This is a genomic window from Pedobacter insulae (genome assembly GCF_900113525.1).
GTDB lineage: Bacteria > Bacteroidota > Bacteroidia > Sphingobacteriales > Sphingobacteriaceae > Pedobacter > Pedobacter insulae.
Window position 1 is genome coordinate 296,678 of the sequence record NZ_FOPP01000002.1, and the last position, 23,480, is coordinate 320,157.

Genomic DNA, 23,480 nt, shown 5'->3' on the forward strand with positions numbered 1-23,480 from the left:
TCTCAGTGTGGGTTTTTTTTATTTGAGCGTATCTGAATTGTTCGAATACGTGTAACGGACTCTCGCTAAAACTTTGTCTGCATCTTGTGCAAAAGAATTTAAAGTAATTACTGATAAGAAGAATAGAAGTTTAATGATTGTTTTCATTTCTCATTTGTGGTTTGATTGTTAAGATTAATTTCTACATATCCGTAAATCTACGAAATATTCGTAAAAAAAAGATAATATTTCACTTATTTAGTAATAGGCTATGATTCTGACTTTAGCTGGGAGAGGTGATGCAAATAAATTCAATATTTAAGTTATTAAAAGTTCTAAATAACTTTTTTCCTTATCCGCTTGTGTTTGAATAGTATTTGTTCTATATTTGCACCTCGATAAAAAATATACAATTTAAAAAATAATTATTTAACAATGTACGCAATAGTAAATATAGCAGGACAGCAATTCAAAGTTGCAAAAGACCAGCATCTTTTTGTACACCGTTTACAGGGAGATGAAGGCGCTAGTATTGAATTTGACAATGTATTGTTGGTTGATAATGGTGGTAAAATTACAGTGGGAGTTCCTGCGGTAAAAGGTGCATCGGTTACAGCTAAAATCGTGTCTCATTTAAAAGGTGATAAAGTAATCGTTTTCAAAAAGAAACGTAGAAAAGGTTACAAAAAGAAAAATGGTCACCGCCAGTATTTCACCAAAATCCAGATTGAGAGTATCACTCTGTAGTTTAATTAATTAGTAAATTCACTAATTAGCTAATTAGCTAATTGTACAAATTATAAAAAAATGGCACATAAAAAAGGAGCCGGTAGTTCTAGGAACGGACGCGAATCACATAGCAAGCGTCTAGGTATCAAGATCTTTGGTGGTCAAGAGGCTATCGCTGGAAACATTATCGTTCGTCAACGTGGTACTAAACACCATCCAGATAAGGGTGTGGGTATTGGTAAGGATCATACTTTATTTGCATTAGTACCAGGTATCGTAACTTTCAAAAAGAAACAAGACAATAAATCTTATGTATCAGTATTGCCTGTTACAGTGGAAGATGCGCCTGTTAAGACTGTAGCTGCTAAAAAAGCAGCAGCCCCGAAAGCAAAAGTAGAAGATGCGTCTGTTGCTGAAGCAGCAGCACCTAAAAAAGCTAAAGCAGCACCTGTTAAAAAAGCAGCGAAAGCTGATGATGCTACCGCTGAGTAGGATTTATTTGACTAAAAAAAAGGCCTCAGCAGTTTTGTTGAGGCCTTTTTTTTAAAAGGTTAATGCTCCCTTTCCAATATTTGCTTTACAAGTGCCCTAAAGTTTGTTTTTTTATAATCTTCGACTTCTAGTGCTGCTAGCGCTTCATTTGCTAAAGCCAGGTGTTTCTCCATTTCGGCAGTTGCAAGTTCTTTAATTTCGTATTTATTATACAAATTAGTAACCATTCCAACTTTGATTTCTGGTTTAAAATTTTCGGATAACAATAAGCTAGCTTCTTCCTTTTGAGCTAATTTTAAAGCTTTTAAATGTAGGAAGGTTTTTTTGTTAGCAATAATATCACCACCAACCTGTTTCCCAAATTTTTCAGGGTTTCCATAAACATCCAAGATGTCATCCTGAAGTTGAAAGGCTACCCCTAAATTCTCTCCGAAATTATATAAGAGGTTTGCATTATGCTCACTAGCACCTCCAACAATTGCGCCTAATTTCATGGCTCCTCCTAACAGAACAGCAGTTTTTAACCTGATCATTTCTAGGTACTCGCTGATACTTACATCACTTCGCTGTTCGAATTCCATGTCTAACTGTTGCCCTTCACAAACACCTTGTGCTGTTGCATTGAATGTGTCCAAAACTGCTTTTAGTACATTTACGGCTACTTTTGATAAGTGCTTGTTTGATTCAACCATCATGACATCACCACTTAAAATAGCGTTGTTATTTCCCCATCTTTCATGTACTGTTTGAGCGCCCCGTCGTAATGGAGCATTGTCCATAATGTCATCATGAACTAAAGTGAAATTATGAAAGGTTTCAATTGCCAAAGCTACATCGAGTGCTATAGTTACATTGTCGTTAAATAATTCTGAGGCCATTAAAACCATCACTGGCCTAATTCTTTTGCCTCCTAAATTCATGATGTAACGTATTGGCTCATATAAGTTGGCAGGATGTTTTGGGTATTTAATTAGCGGAATAGCTTTTTCTATAATTTCTTGTAATTGTACTGGGTTGTGCATTATTTATGGGTTAGTCATGGTACCGAAAGCATTCTTGCTTTCCATCAATTTAATAAAATTATCTTCTAAAGCTGTTTGCTTAACTATGGGGTTGTTTCTCCAAAAATCATCATCATATTTCAGGGATTCTATAATTTTTTTGTCTTTTATACTACTATTTACATTTTGAAAGCGCTGTTCTTTTAATTGGGGGTCAATTGCAAATACTGTTAACAATGAACTAATAGAAGAATTTAATTCGCGGTCATTTGCATATAAACTTACATATACCTTTGTTGAAATACTTTCCAACATGGGGATAGGAGAATTATTTCCATTGAAAGTAGCGATAGTGGACGCAATTGGAGGAAATTTGAAACTCAGGTTCGGGGAGAGGCTGAGCGGCAAATTATAAATTTTGTTCTCTAGACGATAAATTTTCAAGTCTTTTACGCCAACGTAATAGGTGGAATTTGCATAGAAGAGATTCTTTCTGGTTTTTTTTAATTTGCAGCTAATAACTGCAATATTTTGATCTTTCTGTTCAATATATCGATCTATTTCAATATCATAATCATCTAAATACTTAACGCTAACATATCTTCTTCTCTTATCTGGAAATAGGTAGCCGGCATACGAAAAAGTCAAAAAAGATTGGTTGCTTAATGAAAATTTAAAGGGATCATTTAACTCAGCAAATCTACTCTGTGTTGCTGCCCAGCCCTGTATATGTTTTATATTCCAGGCTATATCATAAAATAGTTCATGGATTTCAGTCGCTTTATTATTTGTAGCAGTAAGTTGTCTATAAAAAGCCTTCGCATAAAATGAGGAGTCTATATATTCTCTAGCATATAGGAGAGCCGATTTTAATAAATTTTTACCCTCATTGGGCTTAATTACTATTTCGCGGAGGCTAATAGCGGCCGGAACAAGTTTAATATGTATAACCTTTTCGTTGTGAATAGTGGTTTCAAATTGTTGGTAGCTCACATGACTAAACCTAAACTTAGCAGGAAATTTTGCGGTCTGAATCACAAATTCTCCATTTTCATTTGTAACCGTTGCTGTATTTGTGCCGATAATCCCTATCGAAACAAACGGGATTGGCAGGCTTGTCTTCGCATCTGTAATCCTGCCTTGCATAGTTTGTGCATTACAAACGCTAATAGACGAGGCAAATATTAACAGAAGGGGCAACAGTGATCTCATTTTATTCTTGTATTAACGAGAAATCGATCTGACGTTTGGAAAGATCTACTTTTTTAACGCGCACTTGCACTTCGTCTCCCAATTGATACTTCTTGTGTTTTCGTTGTCCGATGATACAATAATTTTTTTCATCAAGTACGTAGAAATCATCAGTAATATCTCTAAGCCTGATCATTCCCTCGCATTTATTCTCAATAATTTCTACATACATACCCCATTCGGTTACACCAGATATGATTCCTGTAAATACATTGCCAACATTATCCTCCAAGTATTCTGCTTGTTTGTATTTGATAGACGCTCGTTCGGCATCGGAAGCTCGTTTTTCCATCGCAGATGAATGTGAGCTTGCGGTTTCATATTCTTCCTCATTAGTAGACTTACCCCCATCTAGATATAGCGCTAATAAACGGTGGACCATCACATCTGGATATCTTCTGATGGGGGACGTGAAATGGGTATAATAATCGAATGCTAAACCGTAATGACTAGTTTTTTTAGTGGTGTAAATTGCCTTTGCCATGGAACGAATAGCTAGTTGCGTAAGAATGTTCTGTTCCTTTTTTCCCTCCACATCGTCCATCAAGTGATTTAGCGACTTAGCAATTTCTTTGTCGGTTTTCATATTAATTTTATAACCAAAACGCGAAGCAAAGGCTGCAAAGTTATTAAGGTTTTCTAAATTTGGTGTATCATGCGACCGGTAAACAAAAGTATATTTTTGCTTTCCTTTTCCTTTTTTAGCAATGAATTCGGCAACTTTTCGATTTGCTAACAACATATAATCTTCGATCAATTTATGAGCATCTTTCCTTTCCTTAACATACACACCCGTAGGTTTGCCATGTTCGTCAAGTTTAAATTTCACTTCCGTGCTTTCAAAGCTAATGGCGCCTTCCTTAAATTTTTTATCTCTCAGTATGTAAGCCAGCTCATTTAACTTGAGTATTTCTTGTGCAAAGTCTCCCTGTTTAGTTTCTATCACCTCTTGTGCCTCTTCGTAACTAAACCTACGATTTGAGTGGATGACAGTTCTTCCAAACCATTGAGATAAAACGTTTGCCTGCTCATCTAACTCAAATACAGCAGCGAAACAAAGTTTGTCTTCATTAGGACGTAATGAACATACACCATTACTTAAGCGTTCTGGAAGCATAGGAATTACTCTGTCCACCAGATATACAGAAGTGGCGCGCTCATAGGCTTCTTTATCTAATTTGGTATTAGGTTTTACATAATGCGAAACGTCAGCAATGTGGACCCCGATCTCATAATTACCATTCGTTAATTTTTTAAAGGAGATCGCGTCATCAAAATCTTTAGCATCTGCGGGATCAATTGTAAAAGTAATCGTATCCCTAAAGTCTCTTCTGCCTTTAATCTCTATTTCAGTTACATTTTCTGGAATTTCATTAGCTTCTTGTTCAACATCAGCCGGAAAACTTAAAGGAAAGCCGTACTGGGCCAATATGGCATTCATTTCAGTATTGTTTTCTCCCTGTGTACCTAAAACATTAATAATTTTACCAATTGGATTTTTGGCTCCTTCCGGCCAGTCCGTTATAGATACTTGAACTTTCTGGCCATTTTTGGCCCCATTTAAATCGCTAAGCGGTACAAAAATGTCATGTAACATTTTACGGTCGTCTGGAATAATAAAGGCAAAGCGCTCAGAAATTTTCGCAACTCCGATAAACTCTGTTTTTGCCCGGCTAATAATTTCGACAACTTCACCTTCTTTTTTGCGACCGCTGGTTTTTTTAGCAAATACATAAACTTTTACTTTATCACCATCTAAGGCATTTCTCAGTTTACGTGGGGCCACAAAAATATCTTTTTCAAACTCATCATCGGGAATGATAAAAGCAGAACCATCTGCGGTCATATCCACTGTGCCGGTTACAAACGTTTTAAGGTCTTTTAAACGAAACTTTCCTCTTTCTGGTCTAATAAATAAACCTTTATTTGTTTGCTCTACGAGGATCTCTAATATGGTATTAGCAGAATCCGCGTCTTTCAAGTTCAACTTAGATGCAATCTGCTTGTGATTAAGCGCAACATTTTTATTTTTCTCGAAAATATCACTAATCATTTGTGTTAAAACGAGTTTTACCTGCGAATTTTTATTTTTGGCCATAACTATTCCTCTATGGTATCGAAGATAGCAAATGTATGGGTAGGATAGGGAATTTTTTAAAAGAAAGCGGTTTAAATAGTGTAAATTTTAAGGAATAGTGTCAAGACAGAGGTAGGAGAATTTTTATAAAACCCTAGGGTTTGAATTAACGTATATCATAATCAAATGAAGCTACCTATACTTTTCACTATTTTTGTATTGCATGCAATACTTGTTTTTTCACAAACAAAAGAAATAGATTCTGTAATTCTAAAAAGACATAACGCAAATTTAACCTATTCTTTAATTTACAAGGAAAACAGTGAACTTTCTTATACTTCGCCCGTTGGCGAAATAGGAGCGCCTTCTAAATATATCATTAATGGAAGGTTAACAACAAATTATTTGGTTGTAGCTTCACAAAGTTTGCCTCTTGCGTTTTCGATCATTCCTGACTTTACGGTTCGTGTTAGAAACGAGCGATCTGCTGGAGTTAGGACACCTAGTTTTAAGTTGGGCGGAAGTTTATTTTTACGTTTATCGCTACACGCCCATCGTTATCGATACGCCGAGCTAAGTTTTATTCATCATTCAAATGGGCAAGACGGAGAAGCGCTATTAAAAGATGGAAGCATTAATACTACAGATGGAAATTTTAATACCAATTATTTAATAGCTGCCTACCGATTTGGTTATTTTACCAATAGGTCAATCAATGGCGATTATGCTGGTTTTCATCACAAAGTTGGTTTTCAATGGCATAAATGGTTTGACTACGAAACCGCTTTAACAGGAGTATATGGATTTACAAGAATAAACTATGACCTTTCATTTCGTATATATCATATTTCGAAAAATAAGGTAGAAAAGGAGAAGTGGAGATTTAACGGTTCAGTTTCATATGCGATAAATTCTTTGACAAACTATGCCATCTTTGCTCCAAAAAGACGGTTAAATTCGGAATTATCTGCTAATTATAGCTTTCCTTTTATGCAAAATGTATTTTTAATGGCTACAATTGGATATTATGGGGAAGATCCGTATAATATTTACTTTAAGGATAAATATGCCTATGCTAGATTTGGGATTTCGAGCACCTTTATGAGATGGAAGAGGTAGTGGGAAGTTATTTTCCAGGGATAGCAGCAATGAGTTTTTTAGTATATTCTGCTGTAGGTGTATGGTAAATAACCTCTGGAAAGCCCTCTTCTTCAATTTTTCCTTTATTCATTACGATCATTCTATCCGAAATATGTTTTACAACTGCTAAATCATGTGAAATGAAAATGTATGTAAGCCCGAACTCTTCTTGTAGTTCTCTCAATAGATTTAATACTTGTGCCTGAACCGAAACATCCAGTGCCGAAACCGACTCGTCACAAATAATAAATTTGGGTTGTAATGCCAGTGCTCTGGCGATTACAATTCGTTGTCGTTGACCACCAGAAAATTCATGTGGATAACGATTAAAATGTTCTGCTTTGAGATTTACTTTTTCTAGCAGGTTGATTACATGAGCCTTTCGTTCATTATCATTGGTAAATACCTTATGCACTTCTAATGGCTCCATTATTGCATTTCCCACCGTCACTCTTGGATTTAGAGAAGAATAGGGGTCTTGAAATATAATTTGCACATGCCGCCTCATTTTGGTGAGTGCTGTTTTGTTTAAAGTTGTTAGTTCGGTGTCATTGAAAATGATGTTTCCAGACGTGGGTTCTACTAATCTCAAGATACTTCTCCCTAACGTAGTTTTACCACAACCAGATTCTCCAACTAAGCCTAAAGTTTCGCCTGGAAAAACCTCAAAGCTGATATCATTTACAGCTTTAATGAATTCAGTTGGTTTCCCAAATAACCCATTTTTTATAGGATACCAAGTATTTAGATGCTTAACTTGGAGCAATGGTTTTTGTGCATACAGTTTGTCCCGTCTCTGTTGAATTTCCTGGTCAGAATAACTATTTATTTCGAGTAGATGTTTTAGTCCTACATTTTGATCTTTCTCTAAGAAATCTGCAACAACAGGTAATTTTTTTAAAAGTCTTTGTGGACTTGGTCGGCAAGCCAATAAACCCTTGGTATATGGATGTTGCGGGTTCTCGAAAAGCTGTTTTGCAGCCCCTTGTTCAACGATCTGACCTTTATGCATCACCAACAAATCATCAGCTATTTCGCTCATTACAGCTAAATCATGAGAGATGAAAATCATGCCCATGTTACGTTCTTCTTTTAACCGCAAGAGCAGCTCTAAAATCGTTTTCTGAACAGTTACATCTAAAGCTGTAGTGGGCTCGTCAGCGATAAGCAATTCGGGATTACAGCTGAGCGCCATAGCGATCATTACCCGCTGCTTTTGCCCGCCAGAAAGTTGATGTGGATAACTATCGAAGATGCTTTCGGGTCGTGGCAGCTGAACCTCTTTAAATAAATTAATAGTTTGCTGCTTAGCGGTTTGTTTATCTGTGTTTTGATGAAGTATAATAGCTTCTTGAACCTGGTATCCACAGGTAAATACAGGGTTTAAAGAGGTCATTGGTTCCTGAAAAATCATCGAAATCTTATTCCCTCTATAGTTTCTTATTGCTGCGGGTGATAAATTTAAAAGATTGATTTTCTCGAAATCAACTTCACCATTAATAGCGGTGTTTTTTGTATCATGCAGGCGCATAATAGAAAAGGACGTAACAGATTTTCCAGAACCGGATTCGCCTACTATGCCTAAAATTTTTCCTTTTGCCAGAGAAAAATTTACATTATGAACGGCTTCAAACCAAGTTTTGTCTTCTTGGTTATAAAAACTTATGGATAGATCTTTAACGGTTAGCATGAGACGCTAAGGTAATATTTTTAAGGAGTTGGAACAAAGATAAAGGAACAAAGAAAAAAAATGTAATTTTGGATTCATTATGAGCATACTAAAACGGCTACATTATTTCTATTTTATCTTTTGGATCTTATTGTTTTTCTTGCTTTTTTCGCCGTTATATTTCATTTTTACTAAGCACCCAAAGTATTATACGACACTTAATAAGTTAAGAGCCCTAAATGCTTTTTTATGCACAGCAATTGCTGGCGTGTTTTTTAAGTTCGATTTTCAAAAGGAGCTTGATTCCAGTCAAACCTACATCTATTGCGCCAATCATACATCAAATTTGGATATAGTGCTATTTTGTCTTTTGGCAAAGGGTCGATTTCATTTTATGGGGAAGGAAGAGTTAATAAAGAATCCTGTGTTAGGAATGTTTTTTAGAACAATAGACATTGCAGTCTCAAGGGAAAGCAAGATTTCTGCCTTTAGAGCTTTTAAAAGGGCGGGAGAGAATTTAGAAAAGGGGATGAGTCTCATTATATTTCCTGAAGGGAAAATCGATGATCAATATCCGCCCGTTCTACATGAATTTAAGAACGGTCCGTTTCGGTTGGCCATCGAGAAAAGTATTCCGATTGTTCCTGTTAGCAGCATAAATGTTTGGAAATTAATGTGGGACGACGGTTTTAAACATGGCACCAGACCGGGCATTGGAAATATTTATATTCACGAACCCATTTCAACCCGTACATTAGGTGTTGAGAGTGCTGAGGATTTAAGAAAAGAGGTGTTTAATAAAATTAACAGTAAATTGCAAAGATGAAAATAAATAGCGCTATTGTACACAAAGTTGCTGACTTAGCAAGAATAGATATTAAAGATAACGAAGTTGATGCATTGACGGTAGAAATGAATAAGATTCTTACTTTTATGGAGAAGCTTAATGAATTGGATACAAGTGCTGTAAGACCTCTTGTATATATGAATGAAAAACCGAATGTTTGGCGCGAAGATTTTGTGATAAATGAAATTTCCACGACTGAAGGTCTTAAGAATGCGGCTATTCATGATGAGCATTTCTTTCACGTTCCTAAAATTATTGAAACTTCGAAATAGTTTAGAAAGAATAACATTTCGGTAATTCGGATTCGGTTACTAAAAAAGTAGCGTTAACTGTAACATTGACTAGGCCACATTGGTCTAAAAAACAAAAAAACAAATTCAACTGATGAAAAAAGCACTCATTACCATTAAAGATATAGGCCGTAAATACGTCATAGGTTCAGAAGTTATACATGCTTTGAAATCAGTTAGCTTGGAGATCAGTAAGGGCGAATTTGTAGCGCTAATGGGACCGTCGGGTTCTGGAAAGTCTACATTAATGAATATTTTAGGCTGTTTGGATACACCTAGTAAGGGCGATTATATTTTAAATGGAGTCAATGTAAGTCAGATGACTGACAATGAGTTAGCCGAAGTTAGGAATAAGGAAATTGGGTTTGTATTTCAAACTTTTAATCTATTGCCTCGTTCTACTTCATTGGACAATGTGGCTTTGCCATTAATTTATGCCGGTGCAAGCAAAAAAGAAAGAGATCAACGGGCTACACAAGCTTTAGAGAATGTTGGTTTGGGCAACCGTGTTACACATAAACCAAATGAATTATCAGGTGGGCAGCGCCAACGTGTGGCAGTTGCAAGAGCGTTGATTAATAATCCATCTATTATATTGGCTGATGAGCCAACTGGTAACTTAGATACTAAGACATCAATAGAGATTATGGGTCTGCTGGAAGAAATTCATCGTAAAGGGAATACGATTATTCTGGTTACCCATGAGGAAGATATCGCACAGCATGCTCATCGAATTGTACGTATGCGCGATGGGCTAATTGAAAAGGATTATCTAAATGATGATGTAAAAACTGTTTCGCCAAGATTGAATAATCTGGAGGCAAAGGGTGATGATTTTGAGAAGATAAATTAATAAATTGAAAATATATACTAAGACTGGCGATAAGGGGCAAACCTCACTCATTGGGGGTACTCGAGTTCCTAAGCATCATATCCGTATCGAAACCTATGGAACGGTTGATGAATTAAATTCTTATATCGGTTTAATTATGTGCCAGCAGATTGCCGTTCACTATCAGCAGATATTAAAAGAAATTCAAGATAGGTTATTCACAATTGGTGCTTCTTTGGCATCAGATCCCGAACGTTCTAAAATGAAAATACCCGACTTAGGGGACAATGATATTGCATTGTTAGAGAAAGAAATGGATGAGATGAATGAAGCCCTACCTGAACTGAAACATTTTATCTTACCTGGTGGCAGTACTGTGGTATCTTATTGTCATTTAGCTCGTTGTGTTTGTAGAAGGGCAGAAAGATCAGCTGTTCACCTAGCTGAACAGAGTTTTGTTGACAGCAATATTACAATTTATTTAAACAGATTAAGTGATTATTTATTTGTTTTGGGAAGGAAACTTAATGCTGATGGTGGGACGCCTGAAAATGTGTGGAAACCTAGGATGTAAATAGTGGAAAAAAATATTTGTTTTGCTCATTTTTTTTACCATACTTTTGCGCAAACAGAAATAGCAATAATTTAATAATAAGAATATGTATTGGACATTAGAACTTGCATCGCACTTGGAAGACGCTCCTTGGCCTGCAACAAAAGACGAATTAATTGATTACGGTATACGTTCTGGTGCACCTGTTGAGGTGATTGAAAATTTACAAGCACTAGAAGATGATGGTGAGCCTTACGAAACAATAGAAGAAATATGGCCAGATTATCCCACAAAAGATGATTTTTTCTTCAATGAAGACGAATATTAATCATATCATTTAATCCCGATTTTAATCGGGATTTTTTTTTGAGAACAATTTTAGCTTAGTCTTTGTTAATGAGTTATAAATAAAAGCAACATTAACTAATCTAGAAAATTATGGGAAATCTACTTTATGTAATCGCAGTTATATTAGTCATTATTTGGGCTATTAGCTTCTTGGGTGGTTATTACACCGGAGGTATCATTCACACGTTATTAGTGATTGCAATTATTGCTATCATATTAAGGGTGATTAGAGGCGCAGCCTAATATAGCAATCATACTTTGACAATCTATAAAGGTTGTCAAAGTTTTGAAATCAGGCTTTTAATAAAAAATGAGCTAATTCTAAATCTTCTGGATAAGTTATTTTTAAATTACTTCTTTCTCCTTCTATTAAATTTATCTTAAAACCAGCCTTCTCCACAATGCTTGCATCATCGGTGAATTTAGGTTTATAATGCTGTTGATAAGCTTTCCTCAATTGAGTGATCTCGAAGGTTTGAGGAGTTTGTATCAATACGATATCTTCGCGGTTTAATACCTTGCTTTCTCCATTTTTAACTTTCCTAATAGAGTCACTTGGTTTAACGCATGCGATAGCGTTCCCCTCTCTTTCCGCTATTTCATAAGTCTGAGTAATTAATTTAGCACTTACAAGGGGCCTAACACCATCATGCACAGCAACTATGCCTTCTCCTTTGATAGCCATTAATCCATTTCTTACAGAATGGAAGCGCTGCTCGCCCCCTCTAATTACTAAATGAGGTATATCGAAATTGTAAGTAAGGCAGAGTTCTTGCCACTGGGCGTGCGAGTCTGGATGCAATACTAAAATCAGTTCTGGTTTGAAGGGGGAATTGTAAAAAGCCGTTAAAGTATGCATTAATATTGGCTTGTTATTAAGCAATAGAAACTGCTTAGCAATTACATTCTGCATCCTTTTTCCAGATCCTCCACCTACTATAATTGCATAATACTCCATGTTAATAGCATTAAGGTATACCAAGTATCAGGATGTAGTGTCGAGGTACTTGGTAGAAATACTTTGTCTATTATATAATCAACATCGCGTCACCAAAGCTGTAGAAGCGATATTTTTCTTTAACTGCCACTTGATAAGCATTCATTACATTCTCATAACCACCAAATGCACTTACCATCATCAATAAAGTTGATTCTGGAGTGTGGAAATTGGTAATCATACAATTTGCTATACTAAAGTCATAAGGAGGGAAAATAAATTTACTAGTCCAATCGTTTGCTGCTTTTAGTTTTCTTCCAGAGGAAACTGCAGACTCGATTGCTCGCATGGAAGTAGTACCAACCGCGCAAATTTTCTTTTTATTATCTAAAGCTTTGTTTACTACATCAACCGCTGTTTGATCAATGATAAACTGCTCTGAATCCATTTTATGTTTAGTTAAATCCTCTACTTCTACCGGTCTAAAGGTTCCCAAGCCCACATGCAGTGTAACTTCCGCAAAATCAACTCCCTTTAATTCTAATCGTTTCATTAACTCCCTGCTAAAATGCAATCCCGCTGTTGGCGCAGCTACCGCACCTTCATGCTTAGCGAAAATAGTTTGATAACGTTCTTTATCTTCAGCTGTTGCCTTACGTTTAATGTATTTCGGAAGCGGCGTTTCTCCTAAAATTTCTACATTCTTACGGAACTCTTCATCGGTTCCATCAAATAAGAAACGAATGGTACGTCCACGCGAAGTTGTATTGTCTACTACCTCAGCAACTAGAAGATCATCATCGCCAAAATATAACTTATTACCTACTCGTATTTTACGTGCTGGATCAACTAGGACGTCCCATAAGCGTAATTCCTTATTCAGTTCCCGCAATAAAAAAACTTCAATGGTTGCGCCAGTTTTTTCTTTATTTCCGTATAACCGAGCAGGAAATACTTTAGTATTGTTCAAGATCATTACGTCCTGATCATCAAAATAACCTAAAACATCTTTAAAAATCTTATGCTCAATCTTGCCGCTGTCTTTATGTAAAACCATTAAACGGGCTTCGTCTCTATGTTCTGCAGGATTATTCGCTAATAGCGACTCTGGTAAATTAAACTTAAATTGAGATAATTTCATCTATTTTTCTTTATGTCTTTATTTGTAAGAAAGAGTTTTTAATGCTTAAAATAATTTATTTTAAGCCATCGTATCACTATTTCTTGATGTAGTAAATTAGGGCGCAAATTTACGAATTATAATTTTGTTTTTCTAATAAATAAACAGTAAGAGTAGAAAGGAGTTTTTGTAATCTTTGTATTTTTTATATTATACTACTTAATCTGTAACCTTTTCTGCTATTTTTGGTCTAAATATTAATTATGATAATTTTCAGGCTAATAGGCGAAAGTTTTAGATTTGCATTTGATGCACTTCGCCAAAACAAACTCAGGACAATGCTCTCTTTATTGGGCATTACTATTGGTATTTTTACCATTATAACTGTTTTTACGGCGGTTGATACTTTGCGAGACAAACTTCAGGCTAGCGTTGACAAACTGGGATCAAATACTTTGTTTGTTCAGAAATGGCCCTGGATTTTCAGTGACAATTTTCCTTGGTGGAAATATGTAAACCGTCCTGAGCCCTCATTAAGAGATTATAACGGTTTAAAGGATCGGTTGGAACTCGCCCGTGGGATTTGTTTTGAGGTTTCGACTAATAATCGTACCATTAAATATAGAAGTAATTCTGTAGAGGGTATTGGTTTAAATGCTGCTTCACAGGAATATAATCTGACGTGGAATTTAGAGTTTCAAGACGGTAGATATTTTACAGAAACTGAAGGTAGATCTGGTAGCCCAGTCTGTATCGTTGGGGCTGAGGTTGCTGACGGATTATTTGATGGTACGGATCCTGTTGGTAAACAGGTTAAGATAATGGGTAGGAGGGTAACAGTTGTTGGTGTTTTTAAACGCGAGGGGGAGGACATGATGGGAATGTCGCAGGATAAGAATGTATTGATACCGTTGAATTTTGCCAAGGGAATTTTTGATATAAACAATCAACGTTATAATCCGCAAGTAACGGTTAGGGGAAAAGAAAATGTAAGTTTGGAGGACGTTGAAAGTGAGCTTAAAGGTATGATGAGGTCTATTCATCGCTTGCAACCCGGGGAAGAAGATGACTTCTCACTTAATAAAACCACCATGATATCTAACCAGCTGGATTTAATGTTTGGAATGGTGAATGTGGCCGGTTGGGTAATCGGGGGATTTTCGATTTTGGTAGGTGGATTTGGAATAGCAAATATCATGTTTGTTTCCGTTAAGGAAAGAACCAACATCATTGGTATTCAAAAATCGCTAGGCGCAAAAAACTATTTTATTTTGCTACAATTTATGTTCGAGGCGATAGCGCTTTGTATTATGGGTGGCGCATTGGGTTTAGGACTTGTATATGGAATTACCCTTTTGTTTACCTATGGCGCTGATATTGAAATTATTCTTTACTTCAAAAATATCGTGCTCGGTATTGGGATCTCGGTAATCATCGGTATGATCTCTGGATTTTGGCCAGCATTTTCTGCTTCCAGGTTAGATCCTGTAGAAGCGATACGAAGTTAATTAGTTAATTAGCTAATTAGTATATTTACTAATTAGCTAATTGATATTAATTTAGCTTTCCTAATGCTTCTCTAATTCTTCGTAATGCTTCAATCAGACTTTCGTCTGATGCGGCATAAGAAAGACGGATATAGTTATTGTTGCCAAATGAATCGCCGCCAACAGTTGCTACGTGACCAACATTTAGTAAATATAAGGCTAGATCAGCAGAGTCTTTAATTATGTTTCCTTCCGCATCTCTTTTACCGAAGAAAGAACTTATTTCTGGAAAAAAATAAAATGCTCCGTCTGGCAGGTTGGTTTTAACTCCAGGTATATCATTTAATAAATCATACACCAGTTGCCTGCGTCTTTTGAAAGCTTTTTTCATTTCTAAAACAGTTTCTAAACCCTGTTCGTAAGCGGCTATTCCAGCACGTTGTGCTATTGAGCATGTTCCAGAAGTGGTTTGTCCTTGCATTTTATCATTAGCAGCTGCTATTTCCTTACTTGCCGCAATATAGCCAAGTCGCCAGCCAGTCATTGCGAATGCTTTTGAGAAGCCATTCACAATAATTACCCGATCTTTAATACTTTCAAACTGCGCGATAGACTCATGTTTGTCAATAAAGTTAATATGCTCATAGATCTCATCCGATAGGATGAAAATATTGGGATATTTCTCGAACACTTTAACTAAGCCAGCTAATTCTTCTTTACTGTAAACAGATCCAGTTGGGTTACAAGGAGAAGAAAACATGAACAGCTTGGTTTTTGGTGTTATTGCAGCTTCAAGTTGCGCAGGAGTAATTTTAAAATCACTTTCAATATCGGTATCGATAAAAACAGATTTTCCCTCTGCCAATACTACCATTTCTGAATAGGAAACCCAATAAGGAGTTGGGATAATAACTTCTTCTCCAGGATTGATGAGTGTTAAAATCACGTTAGAAAGTGATTGCTTTGCACCTGTCGAAACAACAATTTGAGAAATATCATAAGTTAAATTGTTTTCATTCTTTAGCTTCTCGCAAATTGCTTTACGTAATTCTGGATAGCCAGGAACTGGTGAATAACGAGTGTAATTTTCGTCAAGCGCTTTTTTTGCAGCGTCTTTTACGTGTTCAGGAGTGTTGAAATCTGGCTCGCCAATACTCAAACTTATAACGTTTATGCCCTTAGCCGTTAATTCGCGGCCAAGCTTCGTCATTTTAAGTGTTGCAGATTCTGATAAGTTATTGATTCTTTCGGATAAAAATGTCATAATGTTGCTGTGAAATAGCAAATATAAACATCGATTACAATTAGCGGGTAAAAAAAATACTTTTTGAGATAATTTAACGCCTAAACTGTACTTTTGAATCAAAATTCTCCAAATTGCATCCAAAAAAGAAAGCCATTCTGATTTCTCTTTGTGTGAGTATTATTTTAATGCTGGCAAAATTCGTGGCTTATTTTCTAACCCACTCAAATGCTATTTTAACAGATGCTGCTGAGAGTATTGTAAATGTGCTAGCTAGTGCATTTGCGTTCTATAGCATTTATCTAACTACATTGCCGAAGGACGAAAATCATCCATATGGGCATGGTAAAGTAGAGTTTTTTTCAGCTTTTGTAGAGGGTGTGCTCATTAGTGTGGCTGGAATTATCATTATTTTAAAATCGTCATACGATTTACTTTATACAAATGAAATCGGGAAGTTGTATGATGGTGCAATTATTATTGGTGCAACAGGGTTGATTAATTTGATTGTCGGGTTTTATTTGATCTCTACTGGAAAAAAACATCATTCAATTACGTTAGAAGCAGATGGCAAACACTTACTATCAGATGCGATCACCAGTGGTGGTTTAGTTTTAGGAATTATTTTAATTCAACTTACACAAATTTATTGGCTTGATGGGGTGATATCTATTGCCATGGGCATATACATCATTTTTAACGGATATAAATTAACTCGGAGATCGGTTGGAGGCTTAATGGACGAAAGCAATATCGAATTAGTAAAAGATATTGTGAAGGTTCTACAAGACAATAGGCAGGATAGTTGGATTGACGTACATAATTTAAGGGCGCAACAATATGGCGCTGATTTGCATATAGATTGTCACGTAACGTTACCATATTACTTTGATCTAAATGTCGTTCATCAGCAGATTTCAAATATCGATCAATTAATTAATCTATCTGGAGTTTACGAAACAGAGCTATTTATACATGCTGATCCATGCCTCCCCGCTTGTTGTAATTATTGTAAAATGCCAAATTGCCCTGTCAGACAGGAAGCTTTTAAGGGAGAAATTGTCTGGACAATGGAAAATGTAACTAAAAATCAAAAACATTTTAGTCAATGAGCTATTTTAATCTAAGAGTTTATGGATTGCTGATCAACGATTACGAAGAAGTTCTACTAAGCGATGAGCGAGAGTTTGGAATGGACTTTACAAAGTTTCCTGGAGGAGGAGTTGAATTGGGTGAAGGACTTATTGAAGCTTTAAAACGCGAGTTTTTAGAAGAATGTAATGCTGAAATTGAGGTACTACAACATTTTTATACGACTGACTTTTATGAGAAATCTGCATTCAATGAAAGCCAGGTAATTAGTATTTATTATTTGGTAAAATCTATTTCGCCATTGCAACTGAATTTTAAAACCAATGTCTTTGATTTTGACGCAGATTCAGCCCAATCCTTCAGATGGGAAAAAATAGCTCAACTAGATGAACATAAGCTCACTTTTAAAACCGATCAAGCTGTAGTTCGATTGCTTAAGAGTTTAAACAATGCATAAACATTTATTACATGCGGTCTTGCCAATAGCAAAATTAGTTTTATTCCTATTTTGTGTTTTACTCTTTGCGTTACCGGTCGGACTTATTCAACAAATACCCTTTGTTAAAGGATTACCTACAGAGCACTCCATTGTTTTTTTAGAGTTTTTCCTCATATTTTCAGTTTTCGGAGCATTGTTTCTTCTTACCAAAATTTTTTATCCTATAACGTTTCACGATTTTTTTATTACAAAAAAAGGCGCGTTTAGTGGTCTTTTAAAGGGAACTGTTATTGGGGTTATTATAATGACAATTTGTGTTATGTTGATGGCATTAACTGGAAATGCTTCTTTTATGATGGGAAGTATAAATATCGGTTTGTTTTTCTTTTACATCTTATACTTTTTAATTGTTGCCTTGTTTGAGGAACTATTTTTTAGAACATATGCTTTGTTTGTTCTTGCAGAAACATATCCCTTAACTGTTTCTGTGTTGATTAATGGTGTACTTTTTGGACTTCTTCATACAGGGAATGCGGGTTTTACCTGGCTGGCAATGCTCAATATTAGTTTGGCTGGTATATTATTCTCCATGGTTACTTTATACCATCGCAATATAAGTTGGGCCATCGGTATTCATTTGGGCTGGAACTTTGCTCAAGGTGTTTTGTTTGGCTTTAACGTTAGTGGAAATAAAACGACTGGCTTACTTAACACAAAGCCAATTGGGCCCCGCCATCTTTCAGGTGGCGAGTTCGGAATAGAGGGGTCTGTGATTTGTACAATGGTAATGATGCTGATCATAAGTTATTTCTTTATGAAACATAAAATAGAACCAATTGGAATATGAACTTACAAGAAAGAGATAAAAAAGTAATCTGGCATCCTTATACACAAATGAAAGGTGCACTACCTCAACTTCCCATTGTAGAAGGAAGAGGTGTTTATTTAATAGATGAAGAGGGAAAGCGCTATATTGATGCTGTTTCTTCCTGGTGGGTAAATATTCATGGGCACGCTAATGCCCGAATTGCGGCAAAAGTATCAGAACAGTTACTGAAATTAGAACACGTGATATTTGCTGGCTTCACTCATGAGCCGGCCGTTTTATTGGCCGAGCAATTATTGCCATTGCTGCCAGGCAGGCAAGAGAAGGTGTTTTATAGTGATAACGGATCGACAGCTGTTGAAGTGGCTTTAAAAATGACTTTTCAATATTGGCGTAATCTAGGAAATACTAGCCGTAAAAAAGTATTAGCTTTTAGAGATGCTTACCACGGAGATACTTTTGGCGCTATGTCGGTAAGTGGGAGGAGCATTTTTACTGATCCATTTAACGAACTACTGTTTGACGTTGAATTTATTGATTTGCCCTGTGCTGAAAACATTGAAGATCTGAAATCTCGGATCCTAAGTTTAAAATCTCAGTTAGCCTGTTTCATTTTTGAGCCTTTAATTTTAGGAGCTGGAGGAATGCAGATGTACGAGGCAAAGTATTTGGATAAATTAATTAAAATTTGCCAGGAGAGTGAGATTTTGTGTATTGCGGATGAGGTGATGACAGGATTTGGTCGTACAGGAACCTATTTTGCCAGCGAGCAATTAAATGAAAAGCCCGATCTGTTTTGTCTGAGCAAGGGTTTAACCGGGGGTACTATGCCTTTAGGTGTAACTACCTGCAATAGCAAAATTTTTGAGGCTTTTTTAAGTGATGATAAATTAAAGACTTTATATCACGGACATTCGTTTACAGCTAATCCTGTAGCTTGTGCGGCTTCATTAGCAAGTCTGGCTATCTTATTAGAGCCTCAAACATTAGCAAATATTAAACGGATAGAAGCCCAACATTCGCTTTTTATGAATAAAATTGCAGGTCATGCAAAAGTAAAAACGATAAGGCACACCGGAACAATTATCGCAATAGAATGGCAAACTGAGGATTCTACTTCGTATTTGAGCTCGTTAAGAGATAATTTGTATACTTATTTCTTAAATAAAGGTATTGTACTCAGGCCATTAGGGAATATTGTTTATATTTTGCCGCCATATATTATCACTAATGAAGAACTGGCGTATATTTACAGCACAATTAGTCAAGCCCTAGATGACCTATAATATGCACTTAAACACCCTTCTATCAAGCATCGTTAAAGATAATACTTTACACTCAAAGTGGTTAAACACGCTCTCCTTCATGGAAAATGCTGGCGCGAGAAAAATTTCTGCAGCCGAACACAAAGAAGAGGTAACCTTATTGATTTTAAAACATGCTGCGGAAGAGCATCGTCACGCTTATTATTTAAAGAAGCAATTAGCTAAGTTGGACGATAATATATGTAAAACTTACCATAATACTGAACTGCTCGCACCAAACCACACCCGTTTTTACCTTAATACCCTCGATGTCAAAGTTTGTAGGTATTTGAAAGAGCATTTTAATTTGTCAGGTGCTGATTTAAAGTTCGCTGCCTATTTATTTGTGACTTATGCAATTGAGGTTCGGGCCGATGAACTTTATCCCATCTATCAAAGCGTACTCACTGCAAATGAAAGTAAAGTTACCGTAAAGTCAATTATTTTAGAAGAAGAGGGGCACCTGGAAGAGATGCTTAACCAATTGAAAGAATTCTCTCCTGATTGGGAGGATCATGCAAAAGAGATCATCAAAATAGAGCAAAGGATGTTTGGCGATTGGACGGCAGGTTTACGAGAAGAAATTCATTAGCTAATTAATCAATTGGCCAATTAGCTAATGAATAATTGCTATTTTTCTCTTAAATAAACGTTCTTGTTGGTCGATTTGAAAATGAGATCAACTCCACCTCCATTGAGTTTGCCCTTAATTCTATCACCACCTAAAGCGTAACTTCTAGTAAAGAGGTTATTGCCGTCTGTGAAAACAGCGCCATTTAATATTTGAACTCCTGTGCCTTTAGTAGTGCCAGACAATCTAGCAGTTGGAAAGCCTTTGACTACGATAACTTCGGTTTTATTTTTTCCACCACTACTAGAAGTTTTTGCTTTAGTAGCTGAACTAGTGGCGGTATCTACTTTCGCAGCTGTATAAATTTGTCTGCCTGCAACACGACTTCCTATTGTTGCTACATTTGAAAAGCTTTCTGTCTCTGTTTTGTCAAGATCGAATTTGAACTCTTTACCAGCAAAAAGTTTTCCGTAACTACTTCCCATTTCTATATTTGCTTTGGTGGTCGCTGGCATGGTCACATCTACATAATTTGTAGCTGAAACAATTGAAACTGGCCCCTTAATATCGCCATTAAATATGGCATCAACAGAACCCGATACCGTTTTAATATTCATTGGGCCAGTATTATTCTCTAGTTTAATCTTACTATTGTAAACCGATACTTCAATTTCATTTTTCAGGTTTTTCAGAACAATTTCATCAGAAACTTTCTCCACCGTTTTGTTATCGTTAGTTGTGTTACTCATATTTACAGAGGAATTGTAGCTAAAAACAAAATTTCCGGTATTGAAATTGTTCATAATTGACACTTTCATGTTTTGTGGGACTTTGATAGTGACTACGCCGACTGGTTTTTTTGAAACTAAATTAACCGTAACATTTTGGCCGTTTTCACTTACGTTAATACCAATTCCGGTGTTATCTATGTATCTTGATGAGCTTATGGGTACGAGACCTTTTGCGCGCTCATCAGTCGGCTCGTCTATTACGATTTTTTGACCAGAAAAGATTATCTCTTTGCCATCATAGCCTTCTACGTTGACACTAGACATATTGATTTTTAGGTTCCCACTTGATTTTGCTAATCGATACTCTTGTTGAGCTTTAACAATGAAGTTTGCACTTAAGAGCACTAAGAGGATAATAAATTGCTTTTTCATATTGTTGTATGTTTTTAAAGTTTGTTTTGATTAAGTAATACTAAATAAGCTTGATCTTTAACTTGTGCAAACGTTGTAGGGTCGTTTGCAAGGGCGTATAATTTATCATCTAGCTTAGGGTTGTCGGTTTGACTAAGTAATTGGATTAAGTTCAATTGCAATAAGGGGTCGCTCTGATTTGAAAGTGATGTCATAAATGCATTGTTAACATAATTATCTTGTGCATATTTGCTCATCAGATTAAGTGCAGCTAAACGAACATTACTGTTGGAATCGTGATTTAATGTCTGTGTTAACTTATCAATGATGTCATAACTCATCATTGTTGATTCTTGAATTTCAAGTATTGCTGCTAATCTAGTGCTTGCTGAACTACTGTCTGTTAAATTACGATAGGCTGCTAGTAAGGGGTTATGTTGAAATAGTTTTTTACGCTTTTTCTTTAGGTAATTAATAGTAGGTTTTGAAACCTTTTGCACAATCTTGACTCCAATATCTTTTTTGTTTTTAGCTAATAGTCTGCTGTTATCTTTAGTAACTTCTTTTTTTACGAGCTGCTCGTTCCGCACCTTATGATTAGAAACAAGCAAGTAAGTTGCCGACACCAATAATAAGATAGCAGCTGCGACCAACCATTTATGCTGCACAATTAATCGTGTTACTCCTTTCCTTTCTTTTGGGGAGCTTTTTAGTTGTGCTTTTATCTTAAAAAGAATATCCACGGAGGGCTCGAGATGATCAAAATCCTCACGGTTTTCTTGGATATATTTTTTTAAAGGGTCATTCATAAATTTTATCTTTTAGTGATAATAAAACTTTCTTTTTTGCGCGATGGTACTGGGTTCTTACCGTGTTATGTGATATTCCTAACATAGCACCTATATCTTCTTGAGAAATATTTTCAAATAGGTATAAGCAAACTATCGTTTTATAACCTTGCGGCAAATTTTCTATACTGTTTCTAACATCTTCTATTCGGGTTTCAAATAATTCATTTTCCTGTATGTCATATTCGTCTTCTGCTACTATGTCCGTGGTATCTATATTAGAAAATTCAATTTTCTTTTTTCTTAAATGAGATATAGCTCTATTGATAGCAATTCGTTTTACCCAAGCCTCAAAATTCACCACATTACTTAACTTGTTAATTTCCTTAAAAACAGTTAGAAATGTTTCCTGAAGAATGTCTTCAGCTTCGGCAGTATGAGAAACGATTCTATGGATCGAATTATAGATACGTCTAGCATATTTTCCATATAATTCGCTATACCCCAAGTCATTGTTGGCTTGGCACAGTGCAATTAATTCAAGATCCGTTTTTTTCTCTGTGGATGCCAATGATTTAGTATTGTGGATATAAATAAAATTGTTTCTATAAGGTAGTCGCAATTTCTCTATTATTGTTGCACGGATTATAAAAAAAAGTCGTTTGATGCTTTTTTAAATAACAGTTATACCTTTAATACCTTTGTGGGGGTAATCGCATAAACATCCTCTCCTTTATTGGGCTTGATGTTGAAAAGCCCCGTAAAAGCACTAAATGCAGGTAAAATGGCATATTCTTTTCCAAAATAGAAGCAAGGAAATCGTAGTCTTTGTTTAGCCTTACCTATAATGGTTACTCCAGGATGGATGTGACCACTAATAGGATATAAGGTTTCTTCTTTGCAAGCTGTAGAATCATGAATAAAGCAAAGTTTATCCGTGCAGTAACTGGGTTCGTACACATGGATGCCTAAATCTTGGTAATGTTTATCTGCCAATCGATCATGATTACCCTTGACTAATATAAATTCAAGGTTCCGATAATAGCTCTTCCATCTGCTAAAATCATCAACATCGCTATTTAGTTGATGATGAAACATATCGCCATTAATAAGTAATGTTTGCGGCGCATAACGCTCAATGATTAAAGACAACCGTTGTAAATCACTTTGTGCTACTGTAGAAGGTACTTGTAGGCCAGCTCTCCTAAAATGAGCTGATTTGCCAAGATGCAAATCGCTGATGACCAAAAGCTGCTTTTCAGGTAAAAATAGTGCCCTTTCCTTAATTAAAATAAACTCTTCGTCGCAAACTGTAATCGTCAT

27 protein-coding genes are annotated in these 23,480 nt (G+C 35.9%); 15 read left to right on the top strand and 12 right to left on the bottom strand.

Features of this window, described 5'->3' with window-relative positions; translation table 11 throughout:
• Positions 1-18: 18 nt before the first annotated feature.
• On the bottom strand, positions 19-147 hold the full coding sequence (locus BM207_RS19355) for a hypothetical protein (protein WP_262497195.1): 129 nt from the start codon (positions 145-147) through the stop codon (positions 19-21).
• 267 nt (positions 148-414) lie between these two features.
• Here BM207_RS19355 and rplU point away from each other — a divergent pair, with 267 nt between their 5' ends.
• Complete coding sequence (rplU, locus tag BM207_RS04225; protein ID WP_055133669.1) at positions 415-726, top strand: 50S ribosomal protein L21; 312 nt, start codon at positions 415-417, stop codon at positions 724-726.
• Between the two features lie 60 nt (positions 727-786).
• Complete coding sequence (gene rpmA / locus BM207_RS04230; protein WP_090992326.1) at positions 787-1,200, top strand: 50S ribosomal protein L27; 414 nt, start codon at positions 787-789, stop codon at positions 1,198-1,200.
• 59 nt (positions 1,201-1,259) lie between these two features.
• Here rpmA and BM207_RS04235 read toward each other — a convergent pair whose 3' ends face one another.
• From BM207_RS04235 to rnr, 3 genes are read right to left on the bottom strand one after another with little or no spacing between them, the layout of a single operon-like run.
• The gene (locus tag BM207_RS04235; protein ID WP_090992327.1) at positions 1,260-2,222 is read right to left on the bottom strand and encodes a polyprenyl synthetase family protein; all 963 of its coding nucleotides are present in this window, start codon (positions 2,220-2,222) and stop codon (positions 1,260-1,262) included.
• 3 nt (positions 2,223-2,225) lie between these two features.
• Positions 2,226-3,413, bottom strand: coding sequence for a carboxypeptidase-like regulatory domain-containing protein (locus tag BM207_RS04240; RefSeq protein ID WP_090992328.1), 1,188 nt, complete (start codon positions 3,411-3,413; stop codon positions 2,226-2,228).
• A 1-nt stretch (position 3,414) separates the two neighbouring features.
• The gene (gene rnr, locus BM207_RS04245; RefSeq protein WP_090992329.1) at positions 3,415-5,550 is read right to left on the bottom strand and encodes a ribonuclease R; all 2,136 of its coding nucleotides are present in this window, start codon (positions 5,548-5,550) and stop codon (positions 3,415-3,417) included.
• A gap of 165 nt (positions 5,551-5,715) precedes the next feature.
• On the opposite strand from rnr, the gene BM207_RS04250 reads away from it, so the two are divergent.
• Positions 5,716-6,648: a hypothetical protein gene (locus BM207_RS04250; protein WP_090992330.1), complete on the top strand. Its 933-nt coding sequence runs from the start codon at positions 5,716-5,718 to the stop codon at positions 6,646-6,648.
• Between the two features lie 7 nt (positions 6,649-6,655).
• Here BM207_RS04250 and BM207_RS04255 read toward each other — a convergent pair whose 3' ends face one another.
• Complete coding sequence (locus BM207_RS04255) at positions 6,656-8,359, bottom strand: ABC transporter ATP-binding protein (protein ID WP_090992331.1); 1,704 nt, start codon at positions 8,357-8,359, stop codon at positions 6,656-6,658.
• Positions 8,360-8,438: 79 nt separating this feature from the next.
• Here BM207_RS04255 and BM207_RS04260 point away from each other — a divergent pair, with 79 nt between their 5' ends.
• The 6 genes from BM207_RS04260 to BM207_RS19005 all read left to right on the top strand — a co-directional run bounded on the left by BM207_RS04260 (position 8,439) and on the right by BM207_RS19005 (position 11,451).
• A complete protein-coding gene (locus BM207_RS04260) occupies positions 8,439-9,164 on the top strand; it encodes a lysophospholipid acyltransferase family protein (protein WP_245768021.1) in 726 nt (241 codons plus the stop codon).
• Positions 9,161-9,457: an Asp-tRNA(Asn)/Glu-tRNA(Gln) amidotransferase subunit GatC gene (gatC, locus tag BM207_RS04265; protein ID WP_090992333.1), complete on the top strand. Its 297-nt coding sequence runs from the start codon at positions 9,161-9,163 to the stop codon at positions 9,455-9,457. Before BM207_RS04260 ends, gatC begins: the two co-directional genes overlap by 4 nt.
• Before the next feature lie 112 nt (positions 9,458-9,569).
• A complete protein-coding gene (locus BM207_RS04270) occupies positions 9,570-10,328 on the top strand; it encodes an ABC transporter ATP-binding protein (protein ID WP_090992334.1) in 759 nt (252 codons plus the stop codon).
• Positions 10,329-10,332: 4 nt separating this feature from the next.
• The gene (locus BM207_RS04275) at positions 10,333-10,881 is read left to right on the top strand and encodes a cob(I)yrinic acid a,c-diamide adenosyltransferase (protein ID WP_090992335.1); all 549 of its coding nucleotides are present in this window, start codon (positions 10,333-10,335) and stop codon (positions 10,879-10,881) included.
• An 85-nt stretch (positions 10,882-10,966) separates the two neighbouring features.
• A complete protein-coding gene (locus BM207_RS04280; protein ID WP_008240955.1) occupies positions 10,967-11,188 on the top strand; it encodes a DUF2795 domain-containing protein in 222 nt (73 codons plus the stop codon).
• 110 nt (positions 11,189-11,298) lie between these two features.
• Complete coding sequence (locus BM207_RS19005) at positions 11,299-11,451, top strand: lmo0937 family membrane protein (RefSeq protein ID WP_136839575.1); 153 nt, start codon at positions 11,299-11,301, stop codon at positions 11,449-11,451.
• Between the two features lie 49 nt (positions 11,452-11,500).
• Here the strand turns inward: BM207_RS19005 and BM207_RS04285 are convergent, their stop codons facing one another.
• Both BM207_RS04285 and queA read right to left on the bottom strand, forming a co-directional pair.
• The gene (locus BM207_RS04285) at positions 11,501-12,166 is read right to left on the bottom strand and encodes a 2-C-methyl-D-erythritol 4-phosphate cytidylyltransferase (RefSeq protein ID WP_090992336.1); all 666 of its coding nucleotides are present in this window, start codon (positions 12,164-12,166) and stop codon (positions 11,501-11,503) included.
• A gap of 70 nt (positions 12,167-12,236) precedes the next feature.
• On the bottom strand, positions 12,237-13,286 hold the full coding sequence (gene queA / locus BM207_RS04290; RefSeq protein ID WP_090992337.1) for a tRNA preQ1(34) S-adenosylmethionine ribosyltransferase-isomerase QueA: 1,050 nt from the start codon (positions 13,284-13,286) through the stop codon (positions 12,237-12,239).
• A 242-nt stretch (positions 13,287-13,528) separates the two neighbouring features.
• Between queA and BM207_RS04295 the strand changes: the two genes are divergently transcribed.
• Positions 13,529-14,773, top strand: coding sequence for an ABC transporter permease (locus BM207_RS04295; protein ID WP_090992338.1), 1,245 nt, complete (start codon positions 13,529-13,531; stop codon positions 14,771-14,773).
• 46 nt (positions 14,774-14,819) lie between these two features.
• Here the strand turns inward: BM207_RS04295 and BM207_RS04300 are convergent, their stop codons facing one another.
• A complete protein-coding gene (locus BM207_RS04300; protein WP_177217049.1) occupies positions 14,820-16,016 on the bottom strand; it encodes a pyridoxal phosphate-dependent aminotransferase in 1,197 nt (398 codons plus the stop codon).
• 113 nt (positions 16,017-16,129) lie between these two features.
• Here BM207_RS04300 and BM207_RS04305 point away from each other — a divergent pair, with 113 nt between their 5' ends.
• From BM207_RS04305 to BM207_RS04325, 5 genes are read left to right on the top strand one after another with little or no spacing between them, the layout of a single operon-like run.
• Positions 16,130-17,107, top strand: a complete 978-nt coding sequence (locus tag BM207_RS04305) for a cation diffusion facilitator family transporter (RefSeq protein ID WP_090992339.1) — start codon at positions 16,130-16,132, stop codon at positions 17,105-17,107.
• Positions 17,104-17,544: an NUDIX domain-containing protein gene (locus BM207_RS04310; RefSeq protein ID WP_090992340.1), complete on the top strand. Its 441-nt coding sequence runs from the start codon at positions 17,104-17,106 to the stop codon at positions 17,542-17,544. The genes BM207_RS04305 and BM207_RS04310 overlap by 4 nt, the downstream gene beginning before the upstream one ends.
• Positions 17,537-18,373, top strand: a complete 837-nt coding sequence (locus tag BM207_RS04315) for a CPBP family intramembrane glutamic endopeptidase (RefSeq protein WP_090992341.1) — start codon at positions 17,537-17,539, stop codon at positions 18,371-18,373. The genes BM207_RS04310 and BM207_RS04315 overlap by 8 nt, the downstream gene beginning before the upstream one ends.
• Positions 18,370-19,638 carry an adenosylmethionine--8-amino-7-oxononanoate transaminase gene (gene bioA / locus BM207_RS04320; protein ID WP_090992342.1) on the top strand — a complete coding sequence of 423 codons (1,269 nt, stop codon included), beginning with the start codon at positions 18,370-18,372 and terminating at the stop codon, positions 19,636-19,638. The genes BM207_RS04315 and bioA overlap by 4 nt, the downstream gene beginning before the upstream one ends.
• Positions 19,628-20,248, top strand: a complete 621-nt coding sequence (locus BM207_RS04325) for a hypothetical protein (RefSeq protein ID WP_245768022.1) — start codon at positions 19,628-19,630, stop codon at positions 20,246-20,248. Before bioA ends, BM207_RS04325 begins: the two co-directional genes overlap by 11 nt.
• Positions 20,249-20,286: 38 nt before the next feature.
• Here BM207_RS04325 and BM207_RS04330 read toward each other — a convergent pair whose 3' ends face one another.
• The 4 genes from BM207_RS04330 to pdeM form a co-directional block, all read right to left on the bottom strand.
• Complete coding sequence (locus tag BM207_RS04330; RefSeq protein WP_090992343.1) at positions 20,287-21,390, bottom strand: DUF4097 family beta strand repeat-containing protein; 1,104 nt, start codon at positions 21,388-21,390, stop codon at positions 20,287-20,289.
• Positions 21,391-21,404: 14 nt separating this feature from the next.
• Positions 21,405-22,178: a hypothetical protein gene (locus BM207_RS04335; RefSeq protein WP_090992344.1), complete on the bottom strand. Its 774-nt coding sequence runs from the start codon at positions 22,176-22,178 to the stop codon at positions 21,405-21,407.
• Positions 22,171-22,728, bottom strand: coding sequence for an RNA polymerase sigma factor (locus tag BM207_RS04340; protein WP_177217050.1), 558 nt, complete (start codon positions 22,726-22,728; stop codon positions 22,171-22,173). The genes BM207_RS04335 and BM207_RS04340 overlap by 8 nt, the downstream gene beginning before the upstream one ends.
• Before the next feature lie 113 nt (positions 22,729-22,841).
• Positions 22,842-23,480: a ligase-associated DNA damage response endonuclease PdeM gene (gene pdeM, locus BM207_RS04345; protein WP_090992346.1), complete on the bottom strand. Its 639-nt coding sequence runs from the start codon at positions 23,478-23,480 to the stop codon at positions 22,842-22,844.